This is a genomic window from Streptacidiphilus rugosus AM-16 (assembly GCF_000744655.1).
Lineage (GTDB): Bacteria > Actinomycetota > Actinomycetes > Streptomycetales > Streptomycetaceae > Streptacidiphilus > Streptacidiphilus rugosus.
The window spans coordinates 1,404,850-1,426,696 of record NZ_JQMJ01000004.1; the positions used below are offsets into that span (position 1 = coordinate 1,404,850).

General features: G+C 73.4%; 21 protein-coding genes and 1 pseudogene. 8 read left to right on the forward strand and 14 right to left on the reverse strand.

Going from position 1 to position 21,847, the window contains the following annotated elements:
• Nucleotides 1-134 precede the first annotated feature (134 nt).
• Together BS83_RS15485 and BS83_RS15490 are read right to left on the reverse strand one after the other, a co-directional pair.
• On the reverse strand, nucleotides 135-1,178 hold the full coding sequence (locus BS83_RS15485) for an acyl-CoA dehydrogenase family protein (protein WP_037604408.1): 1,044 nt from the start codon (nucleotides 1,176-1,178) through the stop codon (nucleotides 135-137).
• A gap of 12 nt (nucleotides 1,179-1,190) precedes the next feature.
• Nucleotides 1,191-1,685 (reverse strand): hypothetical protein, encoded by a 495-nt coding sequence (locus tag BS83_RS15490; protein WP_037604409.1) that lies wholly within the window; start codon nucleotides 1,683-1,685, stop codon nucleotides 1,191-1,193.
• Nucleotides 1,686-1,798: 113 nt separating this feature from the next.
• Between BS83_RS15490 and BS83_RS48915 the strand changes: the two genes are divergently transcribed.
• Both BS83_RS48915 and BS83_RS15495 read left to right on the forward strand, forming a co-directional pair.
• Complete coding sequence (locus BS83_RS48915; protein ID WP_408641005.1) at nucleotides 1,799-1,894, forward strand: putative leader peptide; 96 nt, start codon at nucleotides 1,799-1,801, stop codon at nucleotides 1,892-1,894.
• A gap of 413 nt (nucleotides 1,895-2,307) precedes the next feature.
• Nucleotides 2,308-3,801 carry an ankyrin repeat domain-containing protein gene (locus tag BS83_RS15495; protein WP_037604410.1) on the forward strand — a complete coding sequence of 498 codons (1,494 nt, stop codon included), beginning with the start codon at nucleotides 2,308-2,310 and terminating at the stop codon, nucleotides 3,799-3,801.
• A gap of 23 nt (nucleotides 3,802-3,824) precedes the next feature.
• Here the strand turns inward: BS83_RS15495 and BS83_RS15500 are convergent, their stop codons facing one another.
• Complete coding sequence (locus BS83_RS15500) at nucleotides 3,825-4,166, reverse strand: MerR family transcriptional regulator (protein WP_037604411.1); 342 nt, start codon at nucleotides 4,164-4,166, stop codon at nucleotides 3,825-3,827.
• A gap of 64 nt (nucleotides 4,167-4,230) precedes the next feature.
• Between BS83_RS15500 and BS83_RS15505 the strand changes: the two genes are divergently transcribed.
• A complete protein-coding gene (locus BS83_RS15505; RefSeq protein WP_037604412.1) occupies nucleotides 4,231-5,016 on the forward strand; it encodes an amidohydrolase family protein in 786 nt (261 codons plus the stop codon).
• Nucleotides 5,017-5,040: 24 nt separating this feature from the next.
• Here the strand turns inward: BS83_RS15505 and BS83_RS43975 are convergent, their stop codons facing one another.
• From BS83_RS43975 to BS83_RS15530, 5 genes and pseudogenes are all read right to left on the reverse strand, one after another.
• On the reverse strand, nucleotides 5,041-5,325 hold the full coding sequence (locus tag BS83_RS43975; RefSeq protein ID WP_084713540.1) for a DUF397 domain-containing protein: 285 nt from the start codon (nucleotides 5,323-5,325) through the stop codon (nucleotides 5,041-5,043).
• 124 nt (nucleotides 5,326-5,449) lie between these two features.
• Nucleotides 5,450-6,628, reverse strand: a complete 1,179-nt coding sequence (locus tag BS83_RS15515; protein WP_037604413.1) for a thiolase domain-containing protein — start codon at nucleotides 6,626-6,628, stop codon at nucleotides 5,450-5,452.
• Between the two features lie 55 nt (nucleotides 6,629-6,683).
• Nucleotides 6,684-7,748, reverse strand: coding sequence for a thiolase domain-containing protein (locus tag BS83_RS15520; protein ID WP_037604414.1), 1,065 nt, complete (start codon nucleotides 7,746-7,748; stop codon nucleotides 6,684-6,686).
• Nucleotides 7,745-8,730: pseudogene (locus BS83_RS45440) on the reverse strand (Zn-ribbon domain-containing OB-fold protein). Before BS83_RS45440 ends, BS83_RS15520 begins: the two are co-directional and overlap by 4 nt.
• Before the next feature lie 113 nt (nucleotides 8,731-8,843).
• Nucleotides 8,844-9,647: a crotonase/enoyl-CoA hydratase family protein gene (locus BS83_RS15530; protein WP_037604415.1), complete on the reverse strand. Its 804-nt coding sequence runs from the start codon at nucleotides 9,645-9,647 to the stop codon at nucleotides 8,844-8,846.
• A gap of 161 nt (nucleotides 9,648-9,808) precedes the next feature.
• Here BS83_RS15530 and BS83_RS15535 point away from each other — a divergent pair, with 161 nt between their 5' ends.
• Together BS83_RS15535 and BS83_RS15540 are read left to right on the forward strand one after the other, a co-directional pair.
• On the forward strand, nucleotides 9,809-11,422 hold the full coding sequence (locus BS83_RS15535) for an acyl-CoA synthetase (RefSeq protein WP_037604416.1): 1,614 nt from the start codon (nucleotides 9,809-9,811) through the stop codon (nucleotides 11,420-11,422).
• A 178-nt stretch (nucleotides 11,423-11,600) separates the two neighbouring features.
• The gene (locus BS83_RS15540; protein ID WP_198035244.1) at nucleotides 11,601-12,245 is read left to right on the forward strand and encodes a hypothetical protein; all 645 of its coding nucleotides are present in this window, start codon (nucleotides 11,601-11,603) and stop codon (nucleotides 12,243-12,245) included.
• Between the two features lie 132 nt (nucleotides 12,246-12,377).
• Here the strand turns inward: BS83_RS15540 and BS83_RS15545 are convergent, their stop codons facing one another.
• Nucleotides 12,378-13,052: an NUDIX domain-containing protein gene (locus BS83_RS15545; protein ID WP_037604417.1), complete on the reverse strand. Its 675-nt coding sequence runs from the start codon at nucleotides 13,050-13,052 to the stop codon at nucleotides 12,378-12,380.
• Nucleotides 13,053-13,101: 49 nt separating this feature from the next.
• Between BS83_RS15545 and BS83_RS15550 the strand changes: the two genes are divergently transcribed.
• Both BS83_RS15550 and BS83_RS15555 read left to right on the forward strand, forming a co-directional pair.
• Nucleotides 13,102-13,860, forward strand: coding sequence for a DeoR/GlpR family DNA-binding transcription regulator (locus BS83_RS15550; protein WP_037604418.1), 759 nt, complete (start codon nucleotides 13,102-13,104; stop codon nucleotides 13,858-13,860).
• 61 nt (nucleotides 13,861-13,921) lie between these two features.
• Nucleotides 13,922-14,578, forward strand: coding sequence for a GNAT family N-acetyltransferase (locus BS83_RS15555; protein ID WP_037604419.1), 657 nt, complete (start codon nucleotides 13,922-13,924; stop codon nucleotides 14,576-14,578).
• A 311-nt stretch (nucleotides 14,579-14,889) separates the two neighbouring features.
• Here BS83_RS15555 and BS83_RS15560 read toward each other — a convergent pair whose 3' ends face one another.
• Complete coding sequence (locus BS83_RS15560) at nucleotides 14,890-16,002, reverse strand: DUF2332 domain-containing protein (protein ID WP_232248347.1); 1,113 nt, start codon at nucleotides 16,000-16,002, stop codon at nucleotides 14,890-14,892.
• Between the two features lie 130 nt (nucleotides 16,003-16,132).
• Here BS83_RS15560 and BS83_RS47560 point away from each other — a divergent pair, with 130 nt between their 5' ends.
• The gene (locus BS83_RS47560; protein WP_037604420.1) at nucleotides 16,133-16,645 is read left to right on the forward strand and encodes a DUF2087 domain-containing protein; all 513 of its coding nucleotides are present in this window, start codon (nucleotides 16,133-16,135) and stop codon (nucleotides 16,643-16,645) included.
• Here the strand turns inward: BS83_RS47560 and BS83_RS15570 are convergent.
• From BS83_RS15570 to BS83_RS15585, 4 genes are all read right to left on the reverse strand, one after another.
• The gene (locus BS83_RS15570) at nucleotides 16,609-17,634 is read right to left on the reverse strand and encodes a ketopantoate reductase family protein (RefSeq protein WP_037604421.1); all 1,026 of its coding nucleotides are present in this window, start codon (nucleotides 17,632-17,634) and stop codon (nucleotides 16,609-16,611) included. The genes BS83_RS47560 and BS83_RS15570 overlap by 37 nt on opposite strands.
• A 390-nt stretch (nucleotides 17,635-18,024) precedes the next feature.
• Entirely contained in the window at nucleotides 18,025-19,575 is a 1,551-nt protein-coding gene (locus BS83_RS15575; protein ID WP_037604422.1) for an acyl-CoA synthetase, read from the reverse strand.
• Nucleotides 19,576-19,580: 5 nt separating this feature from the next.
• On the reverse strand, nucleotides 19,581-20,708 hold the full coding sequence (locus tag BS83_RS15580; RefSeq protein WP_037604423.1) for an NAD(P)H-dependent flavin oxidoreductase: 1,128 nt from the start codon (nucleotides 20,706-20,708) through the stop codon (nucleotides 19,581-19,583).
• Between the two features lie 131 nt (nucleotides 20,709-20,839).
• Entirely contained in the window at nucleotides 20,840-21,805 is a 966-nt protein-coding gene (locus BS83_RS15585; protein ID WP_051943092.1) for a serine/threonine-protein kinase, read from the reverse strand.
• Nucleotides 21,806-21,847: the final 42 nt, after the last annotated feature.

Consider the following 21,847-nt stretch of genomic DNA (forward strand, 5'->3'; position numbering starts at 1 on the left):
TGGCCGCCTGACAAGGTCTCCCCCGGCCACCGGCCGGGAGGCACCCCTGGCTGCGCCACCGGGTCATCCACGTACGGTCCCGTACGAGGACGCCCCTCCGCCCTGAGGGTTCGAGGACCGGCCCCAGCTTCCGGTCAGAGGGGTGAGGAGCCCGCCTCGTGGAGGACGACGTCCTCGCGGGGCAGCAGGGCCCTGACGCTGACCGCGTCGCGCAGATGACGTTCGAGCGGGACGACGCGGCTGAGACCCGTGGCCCCGGAGAGGGCGACGACCCGCTGCACGACGGAGAGGCCACGCTGCGCGATGCCGGGAGCGAGCCAGGCGGCTCGCCGGTCCGCGCCCGCCAGGTCCGCGTCGAGGCCGCCGGCGATGCCGTTCAACAGCTCCTCCGCCTCCGCGAGTTCGAGCGCCACCCGGCCGAGCTCCGAGGCCGGCAGCCCCCTGCCGTTCCTGGCCAGCCAGGTGTGCGCGCCGCCGCCGATGCCCAGACAGACCGCGGCGATCGCCAGCCGACGGCAGGCCTCGTCACGGGGGGTGGGCGAGGCGAGCCGGTGGGCGTCCTGCGCCTGCACCTTCTCGAAGTGCACGTCCTGCACCGCACCGGCGCGCAGTCCGAGCTGCTCCCAGCCCGGTTCGACGGCGACTCCCGGGCTGTCCCCCGGCACCAGGAAGGTCGCCCGCTCCTCCGCCGTGTCTTCGAGCCGCGCCTCGACCGTCATCCAGGCCAGTGCCTCGGCACCGGGAACCGCCTGCTCACGGCCGGTCAGCAGCCATCCCTCCGAGCCGCGCGAGGCCGTCACCCCCGCCCCGCCCTCGGCGGCGCGCAGCGAGCCGACCAGCGCCGGACCGCGCCGGGAGTCGGCGAGCAGGGACTTGTACGCGGCGGCGGGCCAGCGGGCGGCCCGCGCCTGGGCGGCATGGGTGAGCAGGGTGTCCGCGGCGAGCAGCGCGACCGAGGGGTCGCCACCGCCGAGCGCCGCGAGCAGCCGGACCGTGTCCGCCACCCCCGCGCCCACGCCGCCGTGTTCCGTGCCGACGGTCAGCGTCAGCAGACCGGCCTCGTGCAGCGCCTCCACTCCCCGGTAGGGGAAGGCCGCCTCACGGTCGTGCTCGTCGGCCCGCGCGGCGAGCAGGTCGACGACGCGCGGCAGCCGCGCCATGGCTTCGTTCAGCGACATCCGCGGACCCGATCAGATCTGGAACATGTCCGCGGGCAGGGGCTTCAGCAGCCGGTAGAGATCCTCGCTGACCGGCCGGTCCCAGGTCACCACGGTCACCTGGACGTCGTCGCTGCGACCGAACTGGACACAGGCGAGCCGGCTCTCGCTCAGCTTGACCTTCTTCACGATCAGCAGCGCGTCGTCCAGCATGACCGGGAAGTCCTCGCTGTCGAGGACGCCGACCGGCTCGTCGTTGCCGATGGCCGCCAGCATCTGCCGCACCTCGAGCGGCACGCCGTCCTCGGGCTCCCTGGCCGGCGAACCCGGACGCAGGTTGCCGATCATCATCGAGGGGCCCCGCCCGCCCATCAGGTCGTAACGCAGCACCACTCCGTGGCAGCTGCCGTCCTCCGGATCACTGAGCAGCGCGGCGCCGAAGTCGCCGGGCCAGTCGCTCGGGTCCATGGCGAGAATGTCGAAGTCCGGGCCTGCGGGTGTGCCGGAGCGGCGGCGAAGAAAAGCCATGGGGCAATCGTACGTGTCCGCCGAGGTCGCGAACGCGTGCCAGGGGGCCGGTTCGGGTCCGGCCCCGAGACGCAGGTTGACGCGGCGATCACGTTCCGATTACGGTCGGCGACATGCAGAGATCGCCGCATCTGGTGAGCAGGGGTCATATCGACCTGCTACGGGTGGCTTCCGCTGCGTGTTTCCGCGCCTGCCCCCCGAGCCGTTGACGCCTCGGTGAGCCCGCAGCGGCCGTCGGACGACCCACTGGGATCGCTCGGGATCACTGGTGAGCCTGCGGACCGGCTGCGCGTTCTGCGAACCTGGACCCCGTAACCCGGAAGAAACCGAAGTACTCGCCTGCCCTGCCCTGACCGGCCGGGTCGGCGGGCCCGCTCCGCACCGCGTGGGGGCGAGCGAGAGCGGGCTGGGCGCCGCGTCGACCCCGTGGGGGTGGTCGGCGCGGCGCCTTTTTCGGTTCCCCCACAGCGGGTGCCGAGGCTCTAGACTTCCGGTGGCGCTCCGGGGCGCCACCCGTCCGCGGACAGGGCCGAGCCCACCCGGCTGTGCGTTGCGGCATCGGCATCGCCCTCCCTCCTTTCAGCCCGGCGCAGCGGACCGCGGGCCCTGGAAGGAGGTCGCCGTGGCGACCGTGCGTCTTCCCGACGACCCGAGCTTCGAGCAACTGCGCAAACAGGCCAAGGATCTTCGCGACCACGCCAGGTCCGGCGCCCCGGACGCGCTGGCCCTGGTGGGCGCTCACCACCCGGACGGGCCGCACCCGCCGTCACTGGCCGGTGCGCAGCTGGTCGTCGCCCGCCACCACGGGTTCCCTTCCTGGGCCGCGCTCAAGCGGCACGTCCAGACCATCCGGCAGTACCGCAGGGTCCCCGACCAGGTGGACGCGGCGATCTCCCGCGCCGACGAGTTCCTGCTGCTGGCCTGTCTCCGGTACGGCCACGACGACGACCCGGCCCGCTGGCGGCGGGCCGCGGCACTGCTCGCCGCCCACCCCGACCTCGCCACTGCCTCGGTGCACGTGGCGGCGGCCGCGGCCGACGGCGACGCGCTCGCCGGCCTGCTCGCCGCGGATCCGTCGGCGGCCGCCGCGGAGGGCGGCCCGTTCGCGTGGGAGCCGCTCCTGTACCTGGCGTACGCCCGGCACGATCCCTCCGTCAGCGCGGACGCCGTCGCCCGGACCGCCGGCATGCTGCTCGACCACGGCGCCGACCCGAACGCCGGCTATCTGTGGCACGGTCTGACCTCGCCCTTCACCGCGCTGGCCGGAGCCCTGGGCGGCGGCGAGGGCGGGCAGCCGGCCCATCCGCGAGCCGCCGCTCTGGCCCGCACCCTGCTGGCCGCCGGCGCCGATCCCAACGACGCCCAGGCCTTGTACAACCGCCAGTTCGGGTCCGCCGACGACCACCTGCGGCTGCTGATCGACCACGGCCTCGGGCACGGCGACGGCGGCCCGTGGCGGGCACGGCTGGGGAACGCGATCGCCTCCCCCGCCGACCTGATCGCCGATCAACTCTGGTGGGCGGTCTCCCACGATCTCGTCGGGCGGGTGGGTCTGCTGGCCGAGCGCGCCGACCTGCGTGCCGCCTTCAGGTTCCGCGACGATCGCCCGGCGCACCGGCGCGTCTGGGACGGCAGCACACCGGCACGCCTGGCCGCGCTGTGCGGCAGCACCGAGGTGCTCGGGTACCTGGCCGCGCACGGCGCTCCCTGGTCACCGGCGGACGACGTCGACGCACTCGTCGCGGCGGCCCTGGCCGGCGATCGGGCCGGCGTCGAACGCTTGCGCGCGCACGCCGACGCCGCGCGCCGGCAGCGACCAGGGCTGGTCGTCTGGGCGGCGGCCCGCGGAGCCTGGCGCGCCGTGCCACTGCTGGTGGCGCTCGGATTCGACGTCAACGCGCTGGGCCGCGGCGACATCCCGCTCGACCAGCCGTGGGAGACCGCGCTGCACCAGGCGGCGGCCGCCGACGACGTGACCGGCGCGAACCTCCTGCTCGACCTGGGCGCCGACCCGGACATCCGCGACGCCCGGTTCGACGCCACCCCCCTGGGCTGGGCCGAGCACTTCCACCACACCGCCGTCGCCCACGTCCTCCGGCCACGAACGAGCCGATGAACCGGCCGCCGGAGCCGGAGGGGTCAGAGCCGGGCGAGCTCGTCGGCCAGCATGCGACGGGTGGCGCGCAGCGATGCCATCCTGGCGTCGATGTCGGTGATCTGGGCGTGCAGCCGTTGCCGCGCGCGCTCGCACGGCGTCAGCTTCCCGTCCTCGGCGAAGCACGGGAGCAGCCGGGCGACATCGTCGAGGTCGAGCCCGATCTCCAGCAACTGCCTGATCCTGCGGACCCGTTCGACGGTGGGCTCGGGGAAGTCACGGTAGCCGTTCGCCAGCCGTTGCGAGGGCAGCAGCCCGTTCTGGTCGTAGTGCCGCAGCGCCCTGGGGCTGACCCCGGTCCGTCGGGCGAGCTCGCCGACGCGCATGACTGTCCCGATCCCCCGCCGCCGCCTTGACCTTCACACCGGTGTCAAAGTTTAGCGTGACGGAATGATCATCGACTTTCACGCGCACGTCACCGTCGACGTCCCCGCTCAGCTGGCTCGTGCACGGCGGGCGGGGGTGACGCGCACGGTGCTGCAGTCCACCCGCGTCCATCCCGAGGCGCCGACGACACTGGACGGCCTGCGTGCCGAGTTCGCCCGGCTGGTCGGGGTGGTCGGCGGCGAGGCGGCCGCGGAGGAGGAGTTCCGCGCGGCGATGGCGGAGCTCTGCGCCGCTCTGGACGCACACCCGCAGGAGGCCGTCGGTCTCGCGAGCGCCCGCCTGGGGGTCGACGCCGAGCGGACGACGGCCGCCTGGCTCGACTCCGCGCTCGCCCGACCCGGCATCGTGGGGATCGGCGAGCTGACGCCCGCCCCCGGCCGGGCCGAGCTCATCGAGCCGGCACTCGCGGTCAGCGCCGACCACGGTGGCGTGCCCGTCCTGGTGCACGGCTTCGCCCCGAACACCGTCGAGGACCTGCGCACCTACGCCGCGCTGGCCGCGCGGTACCGCACCGTGCCGCTCGTCGTGGGCGCGCTGGGCGGGTTCAACTGGCTGGAGCTCGTCGACCTGGCCCTGCAGACGCCCAACCTGCACATCGAGCTGTCCAGCGCGCTGCAGGTGTTCGCGGTCCGGGCCGCGGTGCGCGAGCTGCCGGAACGCTGCCTCTTCGGCTCCAATACGCCCTACGGTGACGTCGTCGCGGCGCGCCGCACCGTCGAGGCCGCCGTGGACGACAGGGCGGTGCTCGCCCTGGTCCTCGGCGGCAACGCGGCGCGCCTCGTCGGGTGATCCGGCCCGGAGAGGTCGGCCGGATCAGGTCAGGTCGAACTCGCCGTCGCGGGCGCCGAGTACGAAGGCGTTCCACTCGGCCGGGGTGAAGATCAGCGACGGGCCCTCGGGGCTCCGTCCGTCGCGCATGGCGATGAATCCGTCCACGAAGGCGATCTGCACGTCGCCCACGCCCTGGCTGCTGGACAGCCACTCGGCGCCGCTCAGATCGAGAGGGGGTTTGCTTCCGTCAACGCCACTCTCGAATGGACCCCGCTGAGTGAGAACCCCGGCCCCCGCGGATTCGTCGAAGAATGCGTCGCTCGTCACGTCGTGCTCCTCCCGCCGTCAGTTGATCCCACTGTAATCTCCGCGACACGCCTGGGTGGAGGCCTTCGACACGATCCGCCCGTGCGGGTGAGGACGGGCGGATCGGGGTGACAGCGGGGGCGGTTCAGTGCTCCGGCTTCTCGTCGCCGACGAGCCACATGGAGAAGAACTGCGCGCCCCCTCCGTACGCGTGGCCGAGCGCGCGGCGGGCGCCGTCGATCTGGTGCTCGCCGGCCTGGCCGCGCACCTGCATCGCCGCCTCGGCGAAGCGGATCATGCCGGAGGCGCCGATGGGGTTGGAGGAGAGCACCCCGCCCGAGGGGTTGACCGGCAGGTCGCCGTCGATCTCGGTGACCCCCGCCTCGACCAGCTTCCAGCCCTCGCCCTCCTCGGCGAAGCCGAGGTTCTCCAGCCACATCGGTTCGTACCAGGAGAAGGGGACGTAGATCTCCGCGACGTCGATCTGCCGCCGCGGGTCGGTGATCCCCGCCTGCCGGTAGACGTCCGCGGCGCAGTCACGGCCGGCCTGCGGACTGACGTAGTCCTTGCCCGCGAAGATGGTCGGCTCGCTGCGCATCGCCCCGCCGTGCACCCACGCCGGTCGCCGCGGCGCGCGGGCGGCGCCGCGCTCCCCGGTGAGCACCAGCGCGCACGCGCCGTCGGAGGAGGGACAGGTCTCCGAGTAGCGGATCGGGTCCCACAGCATCGGCGAGGTCTGCACCTTCTCCAGCGTCAGGTCGTGCTCGTGGAGATGCGCATAGGGGTTCTTCAGCGCGTTGTGGCGGTCCTTGAACGCCACCAGCGAGCCGACGGTGTCAGGTGCACCGGTCCGCCGCATGTAGGCGCGCACGTGCGGCGCGAAGAAGCCGCCCGCGCCGGCGGTCAGCGGCTGCTGGAACGGGACCGGCAGCGAGAGTCCCCACATGGCGTTGGACTCCGACTGCTTCTCGAACGCCACCGTCAGCACGGTGCCGTGCACGCCCGCCGCGACCAGGTTGGCGGCGACCAGCGCCGTCGATCCGCCCACGGAACCGGCGGTGTGCACCCGCAGCATGGGCTTGCCGACCGCCCCGAGCGCGTCGGCCAGGTAGAGCTCCGGCATCATCACGCCCTCGAAGAAGTCGGGCGCCTTGCCGATGACGACGGCGTCGATGTCGGCCCAGCTCAGCTCGGCGTCGGCGAGCGCCCGCACGGCGGCCTCGCGCAGCAGGCCGGCGATGGAGACGTCGTGGCGTGCGGCGACGTGCTTGGTCTGGCCGATCCCGACGACGGCGACGGGTCGCCTGTTGCGCTGCGCGCTCATGCCGTGTCCTTTCGCGCTCCGATTCGGCCCTGCTCAGGACCGGTGGCCCAGGCGCTCATCGCGCCTCTCCTTCCAGCACGGCGACCAGGTTCTGCTGCAGGCAGGGACCCGACGTGGCGTGGGCCAGCACGCGCCGCGCACGGCCGTCGTGGATCAGGGCGGCGGCCTCGCCGATCCTGATGAGGCCCGCGGCCATCACCGGGTTGGCGGCCAGCGCGCCGCCGGAGAGGTTGACCGGCACCGCGTCGTTCAGGTCCAGCGCGCGGCGGAGCACGATCTCCTGCGAGGTGAACGGCGCGTGCAGTTCCGCCGCGTCCAGCGGAGCGTCGAAGGCTCCGGCCGCGACGGCGGCGGTCCGGGTGGACGGGGACTCGGTGAGGTCGCGCACGCCCGGCTGGTGCGCCTCGATCCGGTGGTCGATGCCGCGGATCCAGGCGGGGTTGGCGTGCAGCGCGCGGGCGGCGTCGCCGGCCGCGAGGACCACGGCCGCGGCGCCGTCGCTGATCGGCGGGCAGTCGTGCCGGCGCAGCGGCTCGACCTCGTAGGGCCCGCGCAGGAGTTCGGCCGCGTCGGCGCTGCCGCGCAGTTGGGCGTGCGGGTTGCCGGCGGCGTCGCGGCGGCTGCGCACCGCGGTCTCCGCGAGCGCGGCCTCGTCGGTGAGCCCGGAGTCGATCAGCGCCCGGGCCTGGAGCGCGGCGAGCGCGACCGAGTCGGGCCAGAGCGGCGCGAGGGTGTAGGGGTCCAGCTGCCGGGTGAGCACGTCACGGACGCTGCCCGGCGAGGACTTGCCGTAGGAGTAGACCAGGGCCGTGTCGGCCTCGCCGGTCCGCAGTTTCACCCAGGCCTCGTAGAGCGCCCAGGCGCCGTCCATCTCCACGTGCGACTCGGAGATCGGCGGCCAGGCCCCGACGCCGTCGAGCGCCATGGTGAAGGAGAAGGCGCGGCCGGCCAGGTAGTCGCTGCTGCCGGAGCAGGTGAAGCCGATCCGGTTGGCCGCCAGACCGGTCTGCTTGAGCACGTCGTGGATCACCGGCATCACCAGCTCGACCTCGCTGAGCTGGTCGGTGCGGCGGGTGTGGCTCGTCTGCGCGAAGGCGACGACGGCGATGTCGCGGGTCACATCCACCTCCGGTAGGACTCAGGGTCCGCGTCGGGCTCTCCGGTGGGACGGAAGTGGCTGATGGAGGCCAGGGTCGGGCCGAGCTTCGCCTCGTTCCACACGGCCTCGACCCGCTGGCCGATGTGGACCTCGGCGTACGGGATCTCGCCGATCCGCGCGTGCAGCCCGACGTGCGCGCCGTCGATCAGCACGTAGGCGTAGCAGTAGGGCACCTCGAGGTCGAGGCCCTTGGCGGCGATGTTGACGATGCAGAAGGTGGTGACGGTGCCGGTGTGCGGCAGTTCCAGCTGCTCCGTGGTGGCGATCCCGCAGGTCGGGCAGGCGCCGCGGGGCGGCACGTACACGCGGGTGCACTGCGGGCATCGCTCGGCGAGCAGGCGTTTCTCGGGCAGCGCGGTCAGGAAGCGGGTCTGCGCGGCGCCCGGGGAGTGGGTGTAGTCCAGGCGGGCCGGGAGCGTGACCCTGGTGACGGGTTCGACGCCCGCCAGTTCCGGTATGCCCGCCAGGAGTTCGGCGACTGAGCTCATGCGGCGGAGGCCTCCGCGGTCGGCGCCGGCACGAAGCAGGCGATGTCGGTGATGGCGCCGGTGCGCTCCTCGGCCCAGCGGATCGCGACCCGCATGCCGCTGCGCACACTGTGGCGCGGCGCGTCGAGCGCGTGCAGCAGCGCGGTGTCGGCGCCGTCGAGGCGGACCAGCACCCAGGCGAAGGGGGTGTCCAGCGGCTGGTAGGGCCGGGGGCGGTCGTTCCAGGCCCAGGTGGTGACGGTGCCGAGCTGTCCGAGCGGGACCAGGTCGGTCAACTCCTCGGCGGTGACCGGGTCGTACTCGGCGGGCGGGCAGATCACCCGCCCGTCCCCGGCCCGGACGCCGAGCACGACGCGTTCGCGCAGCCCGGTGAGGAAGGCTCCGAGCACGGGTCCGGTGGAGCGGGTGAAAGGGAACTCGACGACGAGCGGTGCGCTGAGCACCTCGGGAGGCATGGCGGCGTCCTTGGGGTGGGGGGTGGGGGTCGGATGAGGTGATGACGGGTGCCCTGTCGGTCGGCCCCGGTCCGCTCGGCGGCCGACGGGGCTTCCGGTCCGCCGGACGGGCGCTAGCGGCGGCGGTAGACGGGGGCGCGCTTCTCGGCGAAGGCGCGGGGGCCTTCCTTGGCGTCCTCGGTGGCGAAGATCGGCCAGCCGATCTCCAGCTCGCGCTTGAGCCCGTCCTCCTCGCTCAGCGCGGCCGTCTCGTAGACGGAGTGCTTGACCGCCTCGACGGCGAGCGGCGCCGCCTCGTTCACGGCCTCGGCCAGCTCGAGGGCCCGCTTGAGCGCGGTGCCGTCCGGGACCACACTCCCCACCAGGCCGATGTCGCGCGCCTCGGCGGCGCTGTAGCGGCGGCCGGTGAGCAGCATCTCCAGGGCGTGGGTGTGCGCGATCTGGCGGGTCAGCCGGACCGTGGAGCCGCCGACGGGGAAGAGGCCGCGCCGGACCTCGAAGAGCCCGAAGCTGGCGGACTCGGCGGCGACGCGGATGTCCGTGGCCTGCAGCACCTCGGTGCCGCCGGCGACGCAGACGCCCTCGACGGCGGCGATGACGGGCTTGCGCGGGCGGTGGTGCCGCAGCATCGCCTTCCAGTGCAGGTCCGGGTCGGCGGCGAGCCGCGCGCGGTAGGGATCGTCCTGGTCGAATCCCCCGCCGGCCAGCGCTTTGAGATCCATTCCGGCACAGAACGCCCCGCCCGCACCGGTGAGAACGATCGACCTCACCTCGTCGTCCGCGTCCGCCTCGATCCAGGCGTCGTGCAATCCGACGAGCATCGGTATCGAGAACGCGTTCTTGGCCTCAGGGCGGTTCAGCGTCAGTACGAGCGTCGCGCCCTGCCGTTCGATGATCAGATGTTCTGTGCCCGCCATGGAGCAGCCTCCGCAGCCTCGCCCACCGATTCCGGTTCAGATCTAGAACAGGTTGCAGTCTTGCTGACGGGTTTTCAAGTGCAGTTCCAAGAACAAGTTCCAGGAATGTTCAAGATGCCGGAGGCCTGGAGTTCTCAAGGTGCCGCTCCTACTCTCCGGCCATGGAATTCAACCTGGCCGATCTGTTCGAGCAAGCGGTTGACCACTTCCCCGCACGGGAGGCGATCAGCTGCGCCTCCGCCGACGGCGCCGCCGTGCACCGGCGCAGCTTCGCCGAACTGGACGAGCGGGCCAACCGGCTGGCCCACCACCTCCAGGAGACCGGCCTCGGACCGGGCGACCGGATCGCCGTCTATGCGCTGAACTGTGCGGAGTGGGTGGAGTCCCTGCTCGCGATCTGCAAGATCCGCGCGGTCTGTGTCAACGTCAACTACCGTTATGTCACGGATGAGTTGAGCTACCTGCTGGGGATGGCCGAGCCCACCGCGCTGATCTACCAGGAGCACTGGGCCGACCGCGTCGCCGAGATCCTGCCCGGCCTGCCCGGCCTGCGGCACCTGATCGTCATCGACGACGGCAGCCCGGCCTCCGGCCTGCAGGCCGTGCCGTACGAGAAGGCGCTCGCCTCCGGCGGCCCGCAGCGCGACTTCGCGCCGCGCTCCCCCGACGACCACTACCTGCTCTTCACCGGCGGCACCACCGGTCTGCCCAAGGGCGTGGTCTGGCGGCAGGAGGACGTCTTCTTCGCCCTGGGCGGCGGCATCGACGTGACCAACGGGCACCGGATGGCCACGCCGGAGGAGATCGTCACCACCGGCTACGACAATCCCATCACCTTTCTCCCGATCGCGCCGCTGATGCACGGCGCGACCCAGTGGGCGCTGATGCAGCAGCTGTTCCGTGGCAACCGGGCGGTGCTCGTCGACCGCTTCGAGGCCCGGCGGATCTGGGAGCTGGTGGGGAGCGAGAAGGTCAACGTCGTCATGATCACCGGGGACGCGATGGGCCGACCGCTCGTCGAGGCCCTGGACGCGCCCGGCGCCGACTACGACCTGAGCTCGATGTTCGGCCTGGTCAGCAGTGCGGCACTGTTCTCCGCCCCGGTCAAGAAGCGCTATCTGGAGCTCCTGCCGAACCTCTACCTGAGCGACGCGATCGGCTCCTCCGAGGGCGGCGCGGGCGGAGTGAGCCAGTGGCGGGCCGGCGACGAGGGCGGCCAGGGCACCGTGACCACGAACGCGATCGGCGACTCCGAGGTGGTCGACGACGACCTCAACCCCCTGCCCGCCGGCGTCATCGGCAAGCTCGCCCGACGGGGCAACATCCCGCTGCGCTACCTCGGCGACCCGGTCAAGAGCGCCGAGGTGTTCCGCACCGCCCCCGACGGCACCCGCTACTCGGTCCCCGGGGACTGGGCCCGGCGGGAGGAGGACGGGCGGATCACCCTGCTGGGACGCGGCTCGTCGTGCATCAACTCCGGCGGCGAGAAGATCTTCCCGGAGGAGGTGGAGTCGGCGATCAAGGCGCACCCGGCCGTCTACGACACGGTGGTGGTCGGCGCACCCGACGAACGCTGGGGAGAGACCGTGGTCGCCCTGGTCCACCAGCGCGACGGCTCCGCGGAGCTCACCCTGGACGCGCTCCAGGAGCACTGCCGCGGCCATGTGGCCCGCTACAAGGTGCCGCGCCGGCTGCACCTCGTCCCCGCCATCGAGCGCACGCCCACCGGCAAGCCGGACATGCGCTGGGCCAAGGAGGTCGCGGAGCACTCCTGACCGCGAACTCTCCCCGACCGGCCCGTACAGGCCGCTGACCTGCGGGCGCCCCTGACCTCCCTCAGGGTTCTCCCCCAGTGATCCCCCAGCTCCCTCCGTTCGGACCCGCCCCCGTCCGCGCCAGGGGCTACCGTGGAGTTCTCGGTCCGGGGGTGCAGGTGAGGGAGGCAGGCGGACGATGGAGGCTGTGGGGATCCTGATCGCGCTGGTCGGGTGCATCGTGCTGGTGCTCGGCACCCTGGTCGTCCTGGGCGCGGTGCGGGCCGCCCGTGCCGTGAGCGCCAAGGCGGAGAACGTCGCCCTGAAGGCGCGTGCCTACACCAATCCGGGCGCGCCCGGCCGGATCGCGTCCGTGCGACTGCGGCTGCGCAACTCCCTGGCGGGCACCCGCCAGGCCCTGGACGCGGCCGCCGCGCAGGACGCGCAGGTCGGCGAGTCGCTGGCGCTGCTCAAGCGCCTGGACGAGCTCGCCGCGGACCTGGACGGCCAGCTCAGGGTGCTGGAACACGAACCGGACGCCGCCAGGGTCGACGCGAAGCTGCCCGAGCTGCGCGAGCGCGCCGGGCGGATCACGCACGCCGCAGAGGAGCTGCGCTGGGCCGTGCAGGACCGCCAGCACCGCTTCGCGGACGACGAGCTGGCCCGCCTCAGCGCGGAGTGCTCCCAGGAGGCCGACGCCCTGCGTCACTGGAGCGAGCCCGTCACCGCCGAGGAGGTCTCGCCCGAGGAGCCCAAGCGCCTCGGTGCCGCCCGCTGGCCCTCCGCCGAGGAGGTCCTCGGCCTGGTCGACCGCATACGCAAGCCCAGCGGCGAGGCCCGCTAGGTAGGAACTCTCCGGATCAGCCGGGGCATCCGGCGCGGTCGGCCGCCGGACGGCAGGGCGACCTCCTGCCGCCCGCTGTCGGGCGATTCGGCACCACGGCAAGGGGGCTCCGGGACGCCTCCCGGGCGGGCGCTACCGCGCGAAGGGCCCGTCGAGGGCGGCCCACTGCAGCAGCAGGACGGTCTTGCCGTCGGTGATGCGTCCGTCCCTGACCATGGCGAGGGCCTCGGCGAAGGGGAGTTCGAGCACCTCGATGTCCTCGCCGTCCTCCTCGAGTCCGCCGCCGTCCCCGGTCCGGTCACCCGGAGTGTAGGGCGCGGCGTAGAAGTGCAGGCGCTCGGTGACGGAGCCCGGGCTCATGTAGGCGTCGAGGACATGGGTGAGCTCGCCGAGCGTGACTCCGAGCTCCTCGGCGCTCTCTCGCCGGATGGCGGCGGCCGGATCGTCGCCGTCGAGCAGCCCGGCGGCGGCCTCGACGAGCATGCCGTCGGGGTGGTCGTTGACGTAGGCCGGGTACCGGAACTGACGGATCAGCAGCACGCAGCCGCGTTCCACGTCGTAGGGCAGCACGACCGCGCCGTTCCCCCGGTCGTAGGTCTCGCGCTGCTGGGTCACCCAGCGTCCGTCGCGGCGCCGGTAGTCGAGGGTGGTGCGGCGCAGGACGTGCCAGCCCTGCGAGGTGAGCTCCACGTCGCGGACCCGGACGCCGGAGTTGCGGTCCAGCCCACGCCCGGCCCGGTCGAGGCCGGTGCGGCCGCGGTGGTCGGGAACGTCGATGCCGGGAACGCGCAGGGGCTTGTCGGTCATGACACGCTACGATACATGCAACAACGTGCAAGAACAGGAGAGAACGCGGATGCTGGCTGCCGAGAGGCGCGACCACCTGCTGGGTCTGCTCGCCCGCGAGGGCAAGATCGTCGCCAAGGGCGTGGCCGCCGACCTGGGCATCTCCGAGGACAGCGTGCGGCGCGACCTGCGCGACCTCGCCGCCGAGGGGCTCTGCCAGCGGGTCTACGGCGGAGCCCTGCCCGCATCCCCCGCCGTCGCCGACTTCGGCACCAGGCAGACGGTCACCCCCGACGGCAAACGCCGGGTCGCCGCAACCGCCGCAGCGCTGCTGCGCCCCGGCAGCGCCCTGATCCTGGACGGCGGCACCACAGCCCTCGCCCTCGCCCACGCCCTTCCGTCGGACCTGGCCTGCACCGTCATCACCCACAGCCCGACGATCGCGGTCGCGCTGGTCGACCACCCGCAGGCCGAGGTCTTCCTGCTGGGCGGGCGGCTGTTCAAACACTCGGTGGTCACCTGCGGCGCAGCCGCAGTCGAGGCCGCCCAGAACGTCTCGGCCGATCTCTGCTTCCTCGGCGTCACCGGCGTCCACCCGGACGCCGGACTGACCACCGGCGACGCCGAGGAGGCCGCGATGAAACGCGCCCTCGCCGCCCGCGCCGCGGACACCTACATCCTCGCCTCGTCCGAGAAGATCGGCGCCGCCTCCCCCTTCCGTGTCCTGCCCTGGGCGGACATCAGCGGCCTGATCACCGACGCCGCCCCCGACCACCCGGTCCTCGACCGGCTCTCGGCGCACGGCGTGGAGATCCTGACCGCCGACTGACACAGGCTCGGGTGCCGTAAATCCGGATGCCGCGCCCCGCCGCCGTCTTCGACAATGCACCATGCTGATCGACCACTGGCCGCTGCTGGGCCTGCGCGTGACCACCCCCCGTCTGGAACTGCGCCTCCCCGACGACGACGAGCTGGCCGAGTTGGCCGAGCTCGCCGCCGGGGGTGTCCACGAACCCGACCGGATGCCGTTCCTCGTGCCCTGGACCGACCTTCCGCCAGCCGAACGGGCCCGCTCCGTGGTCCAGCACCACTGGCTGTGCCGGGGGAACTGGACCCCGGACGACTGGGCGCTGAATCTCGCGGTCTTCGTGGACGGCCGGGTCGCCGGCCTGCAGACCGTCGCGGGCCGCCGCTTCGCCGTGCTGCGCGAGATCGACACGGGCTCCTGGCTCGGCAGGCGCTTCCAGGGGCAGGGCATCGGCACCGAGATGCGGGCCGCCGTGCTGCACCTCGGCTTCGCCGGCCTGGGGGCGGTGCAGGCGACGTCGGGGGCACTTGAGGACAACGCCTCGTCCTTCGCCGTTTCGCAGAAGCACGGCTACGAACCCGACGGCGTCTCACGCCACGTGGTGCGCGGCGTGCCCGTCACCTCCAGGCGGCTCCGGCTGACGCGCGAGCGCTGGAAGGCGCGCGCGCAGGTCGAGGTGTCGATCAGCGGTCTGGCCCCGTGCCTGCCGATGTTCGGGGCCGCCTCCACCGGAGGCTGACCGGATCGCGACGTCGGCGGAGAGGCCGGAGTCCTCCGACGGCGCCCCGCAGCACCGCGGGAGTGGTCCACGAGCCCGCGGGTACCCGTGGACGTCCCGCGCCGGGTACCGGACCGAGACCATCGGCTCGCGCCCGTGCCCGTGACCGGCCACGGGGTCCGGGCGCGAGCGGCCGACCAGGTGCAGCGGGACCGCGCCCGGCGGCCCGGCCGCCCCGTGCGACCCCACGGATCATGGGGCGACGAGCCCGGGGGCGGGCGCGATGGAGCGGGGCCCACGTCCGGGGTGGGTGCACCCCTACCTGCCCCTCCCTACATCGCCCAGGCGGGGAGGCCGTGGGGATACGCCTCGGCGAGCACCTGCCGTTCCTGCCGCCCCACGCGCACGGAGGCGCGGAACGGGAAGCTGCGGCCCACCCGCTCCGGCTCGAACGCCACGTGCGCGAAGGGCGCTTCCGGGCCGCTCTCCGCCGCCAGGCGCTCCAGCTCCGTCTCCACCTCGGCCCACTCCGCCGCAGGCACGTACTGCTTCATGATCGAGTGCCAGACCACCGTCAGCGTCCCCTCCCGCACGCTCACGCCGCGCAGGAACTGCGCCGCGCCCAGCCGCTCCACGCCGGCCGGACGCTCCGACGCCAGCCGGAGGGCACCGCTCAGCCGGGCGAAGCGGGCGGGCTGGTCCGCCCAGACGTAGGCGCGCAGCGCCAGCGCGCCGTCGTCGGTCAGCGGGTCGATCGGAGTCAGGTCGCAACCGCGGCGCTCGACGACCTGGAGCGTGGGCCGCTGCTGCGCCGCCTCGGCGAGCCACGTCGGCACCGCTCCCCGCCAGGCGTCCTCCAGATGGACCGGCGAGTCCGGGTCGCCCCAGGCGTAGCCGGGGGCGGTGTAGCGGAAGAGCTCGGGCCGCAGGTTGAGTCCGGCGCTGGATCCCAGCTCGAAGAGCCGGACCGGCAGCGGGGAGCCTGACGCGAGTGTGCCGGCCCGCAGCAGGCCGGTGATGAGCAGGTTGGCCCGGCCGACCTCGTTGGTCTGCGGCGGGCGGGTCATCCAGTCCCTGACCCAGGGCAGTTCGGCGGCCACCGCCTCGCGGAACGCCGTCCAGCAGGCGTCCAGCAGGTCCGGCTGCCAGCTCCCGCCCGCGGAGGGGTAGTGGGCGGCCAACTCGGGGGCCCGTCCGGTGAGCACCAGGGCGTGCACGCCACCCAGCAGCCGCAGCGCGATCGCGTCGGGACCGGGGGCCCGCTCGTAGCCGGCGACGGCCGCGGCACAGGGCCCGCCCGCCCGGACGTCCTCGGCGGCGCGCCGCAGCAGCGCCGCGTAGAGGCTCGAGCCGAGTTCGGCGCACCCGTCCGCCTGCCGCTCGAACATCCCGGCCGCCCGCTCCAGCCCCGTGGCCTCCACCGGCGATCCCTCCGTGCGCATCATGCCCCGCTCCTCTCCGAACTGTTCATGATCATGCACCGGTGGACCGCCCGAATCCAGCAGCCGGGTCCCACCGGGCCCTGCGCCGGAATTCGATGGCGCGGGCGAGCGGGCTCTCCCTAGCCTGCTGCCCATGCCTGATATCTCGCTGCTCGCCCCGCTCGCCTCCGCGCTCTCCGACCAGGACCGTCTGCGCGCCTACGCGACCGTCGTCCTGGCCGGTCCGGAGGGCGCCGACCCGGCCGCCGTCGCCCCGCACGCCGCCAGGCTGCAGCAGGCCGGGCTGGTCGAGGCGGGCGCGGACGGACGCCTGGTCGCCCGGTCGGGCGCGTTCGCCGACGCGCTGCGCTCCCCCGCGGCGGCCGAGGGCGGCGCGGGGGCCGAGCTGGCCGTGTTCTTCCGCGACGGGCGGCTGACCGAGATCCCGGTCCGCCCGGCCCGCCGTCTGGCGCTGCTGGCGCATCTGACCGCGCGCGTCTTCGAGCCCGGCGTCTCCTACGGCGAGCCCGAGGTCAACATCGCGCTCAAGCAGTACTGGGACGACTGCGCCGCGCTCCGCCGCTACCTGGTCGAGAACGGCTTCCTGACCAGGTCCGCGGACGGCACGGTCTACCGGGTGGCCGACCCGGCGCCTTCGGCCAGCTGAGCGCGGAGTTCCTCCGGGGTGGCGCTGCCCGGCTGCAGGCCCTCCTGCGCCAGGCGCGTCACCTCACGCCGCATCAGGTCGTTGACCGGCGTGGGCACCCCGTGCTCACGACCGAGCAGGGCGATCTCCCCGTTGAGGTAGTCCGCCTCCACGCTGCCGCCGCGGCGCAGGCTCTGCCACGTCGAGCCGCCGGCCCGGGGCACGTCGGCGATCGGCGCGACCTGCATCCGCTCGCCCTGGACGGCCCTCCGCTCCTCCTCCGTCGAGTAGGCGATCCCGGCCGCGTCGAGCACGGCCACGCCCTCCGCCCGCCCGGCGTCCCACAGATCCTCGGCCTTCTCGATCTGCTCCCGCCCGACGAGCGCCTCCAGCGCGTTGGCCAGGTTGTTCAGCAGTTTGCCGTACTTCCAGCGCATCACGTCCGGAACGACGGGCGCGTCGAAGTGCGCCCCGACCAGGTCCGCGGCGACGGCGGCGAGGACGGCGTCCGCGTCGTCGCCGCCCCGCGGGTAGCGGCCGAGGGTGAGGATCCCGCTCTGCGGCGCGCAGTGCGCGATGACGGTGCCGGGCTGCAGGTGCGTCGACGGCAGCCAGACGCACATGCCGACGACGTTCGCGAAGTACCGCAGCGCGACCCGCTCGTTGGCGACGCCGTTCTGCGCGCAGACGACGGTGAGCGTCTCGCCCGCGGTGCCGCCACCGCTCACGGCGGCGTTCGCCCAGTCGCGCAGCACGCTCTCGGCGTCCTGCGACTTGACCGCCAGCACCAGCACGTCGTCCCGGCGCAGCGGACCGAGGTCCTCGTGGTGGGCGTAGGACGGGATCCGCAGCAGTTCACTGCCCTGCGGCGTGATCAGCCGCAGCCCCTCCGTACGGAGCGCATCCAGATGCGCGCCGCGCGCCACCAGGGCGACCTCCCGCCCGCTCTGGGCCAGCCGCCCGCCGATCGCGCCGCCCACGGCGCCCGCCCCCACGATGATGTAGCGCATGATCGCACCCTAACCCGCCGACGGCCCGTCAGGGGCAGGACCCGTCGAGCGGGTCCTCAGGCGCGTCGGCGGACAGCAGGATCCGGCCAGGGGCCCGCGGGTGACGTCGGGCTCGGTGGCGGGACGGTCACGGTCGCTCTCCCCGTGCGCGTCTGGTGGCGATCTCGGCCATCAGGGCCACCAGGTCGGCGGCGGCGTCGCGCAGAGGTCGTTCGGTCGACGGCCGGGCGGGTCCGCTCCCCGCGGGTGGCGCTGTCCGCGGCCCCACCTGTTCAGCGATCCGTCGATGCTCCTGGCTGATTGACGGGTCACCGGCGCGGAGCGGAGGCGGGATGCGCGAAACGGCCCCGTCCCCCATGGGACAGGGCCGGTCCGCGGTGCTTCGGCGGCTCAGACCTGGCGGGTGCGGCCCTCCCAGTACGGGTCGCGCAGGCGTCGTTTGTAGAGCTTGCCGTTGGGGTCGCGCGGCAGCTCACGGACGAAGTCGACCGAGCGGGGGCGCTTGTAGGTGGCCAGCTGCCGTTCGCAGTGCGCCAGGATGTCGGCGGCGAGCTCGGGGCCCGGCTCGTGGCCGGGGGCGGGCTCGACGACCGCCTTGACCTCCTCGCCCCAGTCCTCGTGCGGGATCCCGAACGCCGCCGCGTCGGCCACCGCGGGGTGGGTGAGCAGCGCGGACTCGATCTCGGCCGGGTAGATGTTGACCCCGCCCGAGATGATCATGTCGATCTTGCGGTCCCGCAGGTAGAGGTAGCCGTCCGCGTCCAGCAGTCCCAGGTCGCCGACGGTGAAGAAGTCGCCGATCCGGTTGGCCCGCGTCTTCGCCTCGTCCTTGTGGTAGGTGAAGCCGCCGGTCATCATCTTCAGGTAGACGGTGCCGAGTTCGCCGGAAGGCACCGGCTCGCCCGCGTCGTCGAAGACCGCGATCTCGCTGATCGGCCAGGCCTTGCCCACCGTCCCCGGCCGCTCCAGCCACTCCCGCGCGGTCGCGAACGTGCCGCCGCCCTCGCTGGCCGCGTAGTACTCCTCGACGCACTCGCCCCACCAGTCGATCATGGAACGCTTCACGTGGTCGGGGCAGGGTGCCGCCCCGTGGATCGCGTGGCGCATCGAGCTGACGTCGTAGCGCGCCCTGACCTCGCCCGGCAGCGCGAGCAGCCGGTGGAACTGGGTGGGCACCATATGGGTGTGGGTGGCCCGGTGGCGGTCGATCAGCCGCAGCATCTCCTCCGGCGTCCAGCGGTCCATCAGTACCACCTCGTGGCCCAGGTGCAGCGAGGCGGCCGCGAACTGCAGCACGGCGGTGTGGTAGAGCGGGGAGCAGACCAGGTGCACGTGACCGTCGCCCGGTCGGATGCCGAAGATGCCGAGGAAACCGCCGAGCGAGGTCTCCTCCGGCGGCTTGCCGATCAGCGGACGGCGGATGCCGCGTGGCCGCCCGGTGGTGCCCGAGGTGTAGTTCATCACCCAGCCGGTGGTCCGGCCCTCGGGCATAGCCTCGCTCCGGCCGTCCAGCAGCTCGGCGTAGGGGCGGAAGCCGGGCAGCTCTCCGACCGCGTAGCGGCGCTCCTTGGGCAGCCCCGCCTCGTCGGCCGCGGCGGTCGCCGCCTCGGCGAAGCGCTCGTGCGCGATCAGCACCTTCGCCCCGCTGTCGGCCACGATCCAGCCGATCTCGGGGCCGACCAGGTGGTGGTTGACCGGGACCAGGTAGAAGCCGGCCTGCGAGGCGGCCAGATAGGCGGTGAACAGCTCGATCCCGTTGGGCAGCACGACGGCGAACGAGTCGCCGACGTCCAGGCCGGCCTCCCGCAGGCCGTGGACCATGCGGTTCGCCGCGGCCAGCAGCCGGCCGGCGGTCCAGGCCCCGCCGTCGGGCGCGTGCATGACGGTGCGCTCGGGGTCGCTCTGGGCCTGCGCCCAGAATCCGGGCAGGGGCGTGGTCATGGGGGTCACTCACCCTTCGCTGGGGCGTCGGAGACGTTGGCGGCGATGCGGCCGAGCCGGGCCACGGCCCGCTCGAAGCCGCGGGTCAGCTCGTCCATCACGGCGGCGACGGGCCGGACCTCGTTCATCTGGCCGACGATCTGGCCGACCGGAGTGCCGATCAGTTCCGGGGTCTCGTAGGACTGGATCCGGCTGAGCGCGTCGGCGACCAGCAGGCCCTGCAGCGGCATCGGCAGCGTGCCGGGACTCTCCGCGCCGTCCCAGGCCTCGGTCCACTCTGTGCGCAGCTGGCGGGCCGGCTTGCCGGTCAGCGAGCGCGAGCGGACGGTGTCGCCGCTCCCCGCGGCCAGCAGCTTCTGCCGCAGCACCGGCGAGGTCAGGTCGGACTCGCTGACGGTCAGCCAGACCGAGCCGAGCCACGCGCCCTGCGCACCGAGCGCCAGCCCGGCGGCCACCTGCGCCCCGGTGCCGATCCCGCCCGCGGCGAGGACCGGCAGCGGGTCGACGGCGGCGACGATCTCGGGGACCAGTACCATGGTGCCGATCTCGCCGGTATGGCCGCCCGCCTCGTGGCCCTGGGCGACGATGACGTCGATGCCGGCCTCGGCGTGCCGCCGCGCGTGCCGGGCGCTCCCGGCGAGGGCGGCGACCAGCACCCCGGCCTCGTGGGCGCGCGCGATCACGTCGGCGGGCGGCGAGCCCAGCGCGCTGGCCAGCAGCTTGATCGGGTGTTCGAGCGCCACGTCCACATGGGACCGGGCGACCTCCTCCATCCAGCCGGTGATCCGCCAGCCGCCGCGCTCCCCCTCGGGCAGCTCGGGCACGCCGTGCCTGGCCAACTGCTCCCGCACGAAGGCCCGGTGGCCTTCGGGGATCATGGCCTCGACCTGCTCGACGGTGACGCCCTCGACCTTCTTGGCGGGCATCACCACGTCGACGCCGTAGGGCAGGCCGCCACACTGGGCGTCCATCCAGTCCAGGTCCTTCGCCAGCGCCTCGGCCTCGCCGTAGCGGACCGCGCCGAGGACGCCCATGCCGCCGGCCCGGGTGATCGCGGCCGCCACGGCGGGGAACGGCGTGAAGCCGAACACGGCGTGCTCGATACCGAGTTGGTCGCTGAGTCGGGTTCTCATCGCTGCTCCCAAAAGCTGCGGACTCATGCTGCTGGGGGCAGCATGGCGCACGGAGCAGGAGAGCGGAAGAGATTTTCTGACACAGCGTCAGATAACTGGGGTGGCGCCCCCGGGGAGCGCCCCGCGGAATCTCAGGGCCAGCGGCGGGTCAGCGCGGCGAGGGCCGGCGGCTCCGGCACCACCCGGATCAGCGAGACCGGAACCGGCCCTATCCCCCGCGCCCACGACGGCAGCGCGCCCCGCGCCGGGGGCGCCTCGGCGGCGGCCTCCTCCAGCCGCCGGAGCACCTCGCCCGCACTCGCCGGCCGGTCGTCAGGATCCTTGGCCAGCAGGTCGAGCACCAGTCGCTCCAGCGACTCGGGGATCTCCGGCCGCTCGGCGCGCGGCGGCGGCGGCGCGGTGTCGCGGTGGTCGAGCAGCACGACCAGCGGATCGCCCTGATGGAAGGGCGGGTGACCGAGCAGCAGTTCGTAGAGGACGCAGCCGAAGGAGTAGAGGTCGCTGCGCTCGTCGACCCCGGTGCCCTCGATCTGCTCCGGCGACATGTAGTAGGGCGTGCCCACGGCGAAGGTACTGCCGCCGAGCCGCGCGGTGCAGTCCTGGTCGGTCCCGAGGCGGGCGATGCCGAAGTCGCAGATCTTCACCGTGCCGTCGGCGGTGCGGATGAGATTGCCCGGCTTGAGATCACGGTGGATCACCCCGCGCTCGTGCGTGTAGACGAGCGCGGTCGCTATCTGCCGGGCGATCCCGATCGCCTCGGAGGGCCGCAGCCTGCGGCTGCGGGCGGCGTCCAGCAGCCGGCCCAGGTCCTCGCCGTCGAGGAGTTCCATGACCAGGAAGAGGATGCCCGACCACTCGCCGAAGTCGTGCACCACGGTGATCCCGGCGTGCTGCAACCCCGCAGCGAGCCGCGCCTCGCGGCGGAACCGCTCGCGCACCAGCTCACCGCTGCTCTGACGGCCCTCCGGCATCAGGCACTTGACCGCGACCAGCCGCCCGAGCGCCTCGTCCTCGGCGCGCCAGACCTCTCCGGCGCCGCCCCGACCGATCCGACGCAGCAGCCGGTACCGACCCTGGACCAGCGTGTTCTCCTCCACCCCCACAGTATGCGCGGTGCTCCCCGCTGCCGTGGACAAGTC

What these genes read in the sequence shown, in the direction of transcription:
- BS83_RS15485 (WP_037604408.1), bottom strand. Translation starts at nt 1,178, where the DNA reads ATGTCGCTGAACGAAGCCATGGCGCGGCTGCCGCGCGTCGTCGACCTG.
- BS83_RS15490 (WP_037604409.1), bottom strand. Translation starts at nt 1,685, where the DNA reads ATGGCTTTTCTTCGCCGCCGCTCCGGCACACCCGCAGGCCCGGACTTC.
- BS83_RS48915 (WP_408641005.1), top strand. Translation starts at nt 1,799, where the DNA reads ATGCAGAGATCGCCGCATCTGGTGAGCAGGGGTCATATCGACCTGCTA.
- BS83_RS15500 (WP_037604411.1), bottom strand. Translation starts at nt 4,166, where the DNA reads ATGCGCGTCGGCGAGCTCGCCCGACGGACCGGGGTCAGCCCCAGGGCG.
- BS83_RS15505 (WP_037604412.1), top strand. Translation starts at nt 4,231, where the DNA reads ATGATCATCGACTTTCACGCGCACGTCACCGTCGACGTCCCCGCTCAG.
- BS83_RS15515 (WP_037604413.1), bottom strand. Translation starts at nt 6,628, where the DNA reads ATGAGCGCGCAGCGCAACAGGCGACCCGTCGCCGTCGTCGGGATCGGC.
- BS83_RS15530 (WP_037604415.1), bottom strand. Translation starts at nt 9,647, where the DNA reads ATGGCGGGCACAGAACATCTGATCATCGAACGGCAGGGCGCGACGCTC.
- BS83_RS15535 (WP_037604416.1), top strand. Translation starts at nt 9,809, where the DNA reads ATGGAATTCAACCTGGCCGATCTGTTCGAGCAAGCGGTTGACCACTTC.
- BS83_RS15540 (WP_198035244.1), top strand. Translation starts at nt 11,601, where the DNA reads ATGGAGGCTGTGGGGATCCTGATCGCGCTGGTCGGGTGCATCGTGCTG.
- BS83_RS15545 (WP_037604417.1), bottom strand. Translation starts at nt 13,052, where the DNA reads ATGACCGACAAGCCCCTGCGCGTTCCCGGCATCGACGTTCCCGACCAC.
- BS83_RS15550 (WP_037604418.1), top strand. Translation starts at nt 13,102, where the DNA reads ATGCTGGCTGCCGAGAGGCGCGACCACCTGCTGGGTCTGCTCGCCCGC.
- BS83_RS15555 (WP_037604419.1), top strand. Translation starts at nt 13,922, where the DNA reads ATGCTGATCGACCACTGGCCGCTGCTGGGCCTGCGCGTGACCACCCCC.
- BS83_RS15560 (WP_232248347.1), bottom strand. Translation starts at nt 16,002, where the DNA reads ATGATGCGCACGGAGGGATCGCCGGTGGAGGCCACGGGGCTGGAGCGG.
- BS83_RS47560 (WP_037604420.1), top strand. Translation starts at nt 16,133, where the DNA reads ATGCCTGATATCTCGCTGCTCGCCCCGCTCGCCTCCGCGCTCTCCGAC.
- BS83_RS15570 (WP_037604421.1), bottom strand. Translation starts at nt 17,634, where the DNA reads ATGCGCTACATCATCGTGGGGGCGGGCGCCGTGGGCGGCGCGATCGGC.
- BS83_RS15575 (WP_037604422.1), bottom strand. Translation starts at nt 19,575, where the DNA reads ATGACCACGCCCCTGCCCGGATTCTGGGCGCAGGCCCAGAGCGACCCC.
- BS83_RS15580 (WP_037604423.1), bottom strand. Translation starts at nt 20,708, where the DNA reads ATGAGAACCCGACTCAGCGACCAACTCGGTATCGAGCACGCCGTGTTC.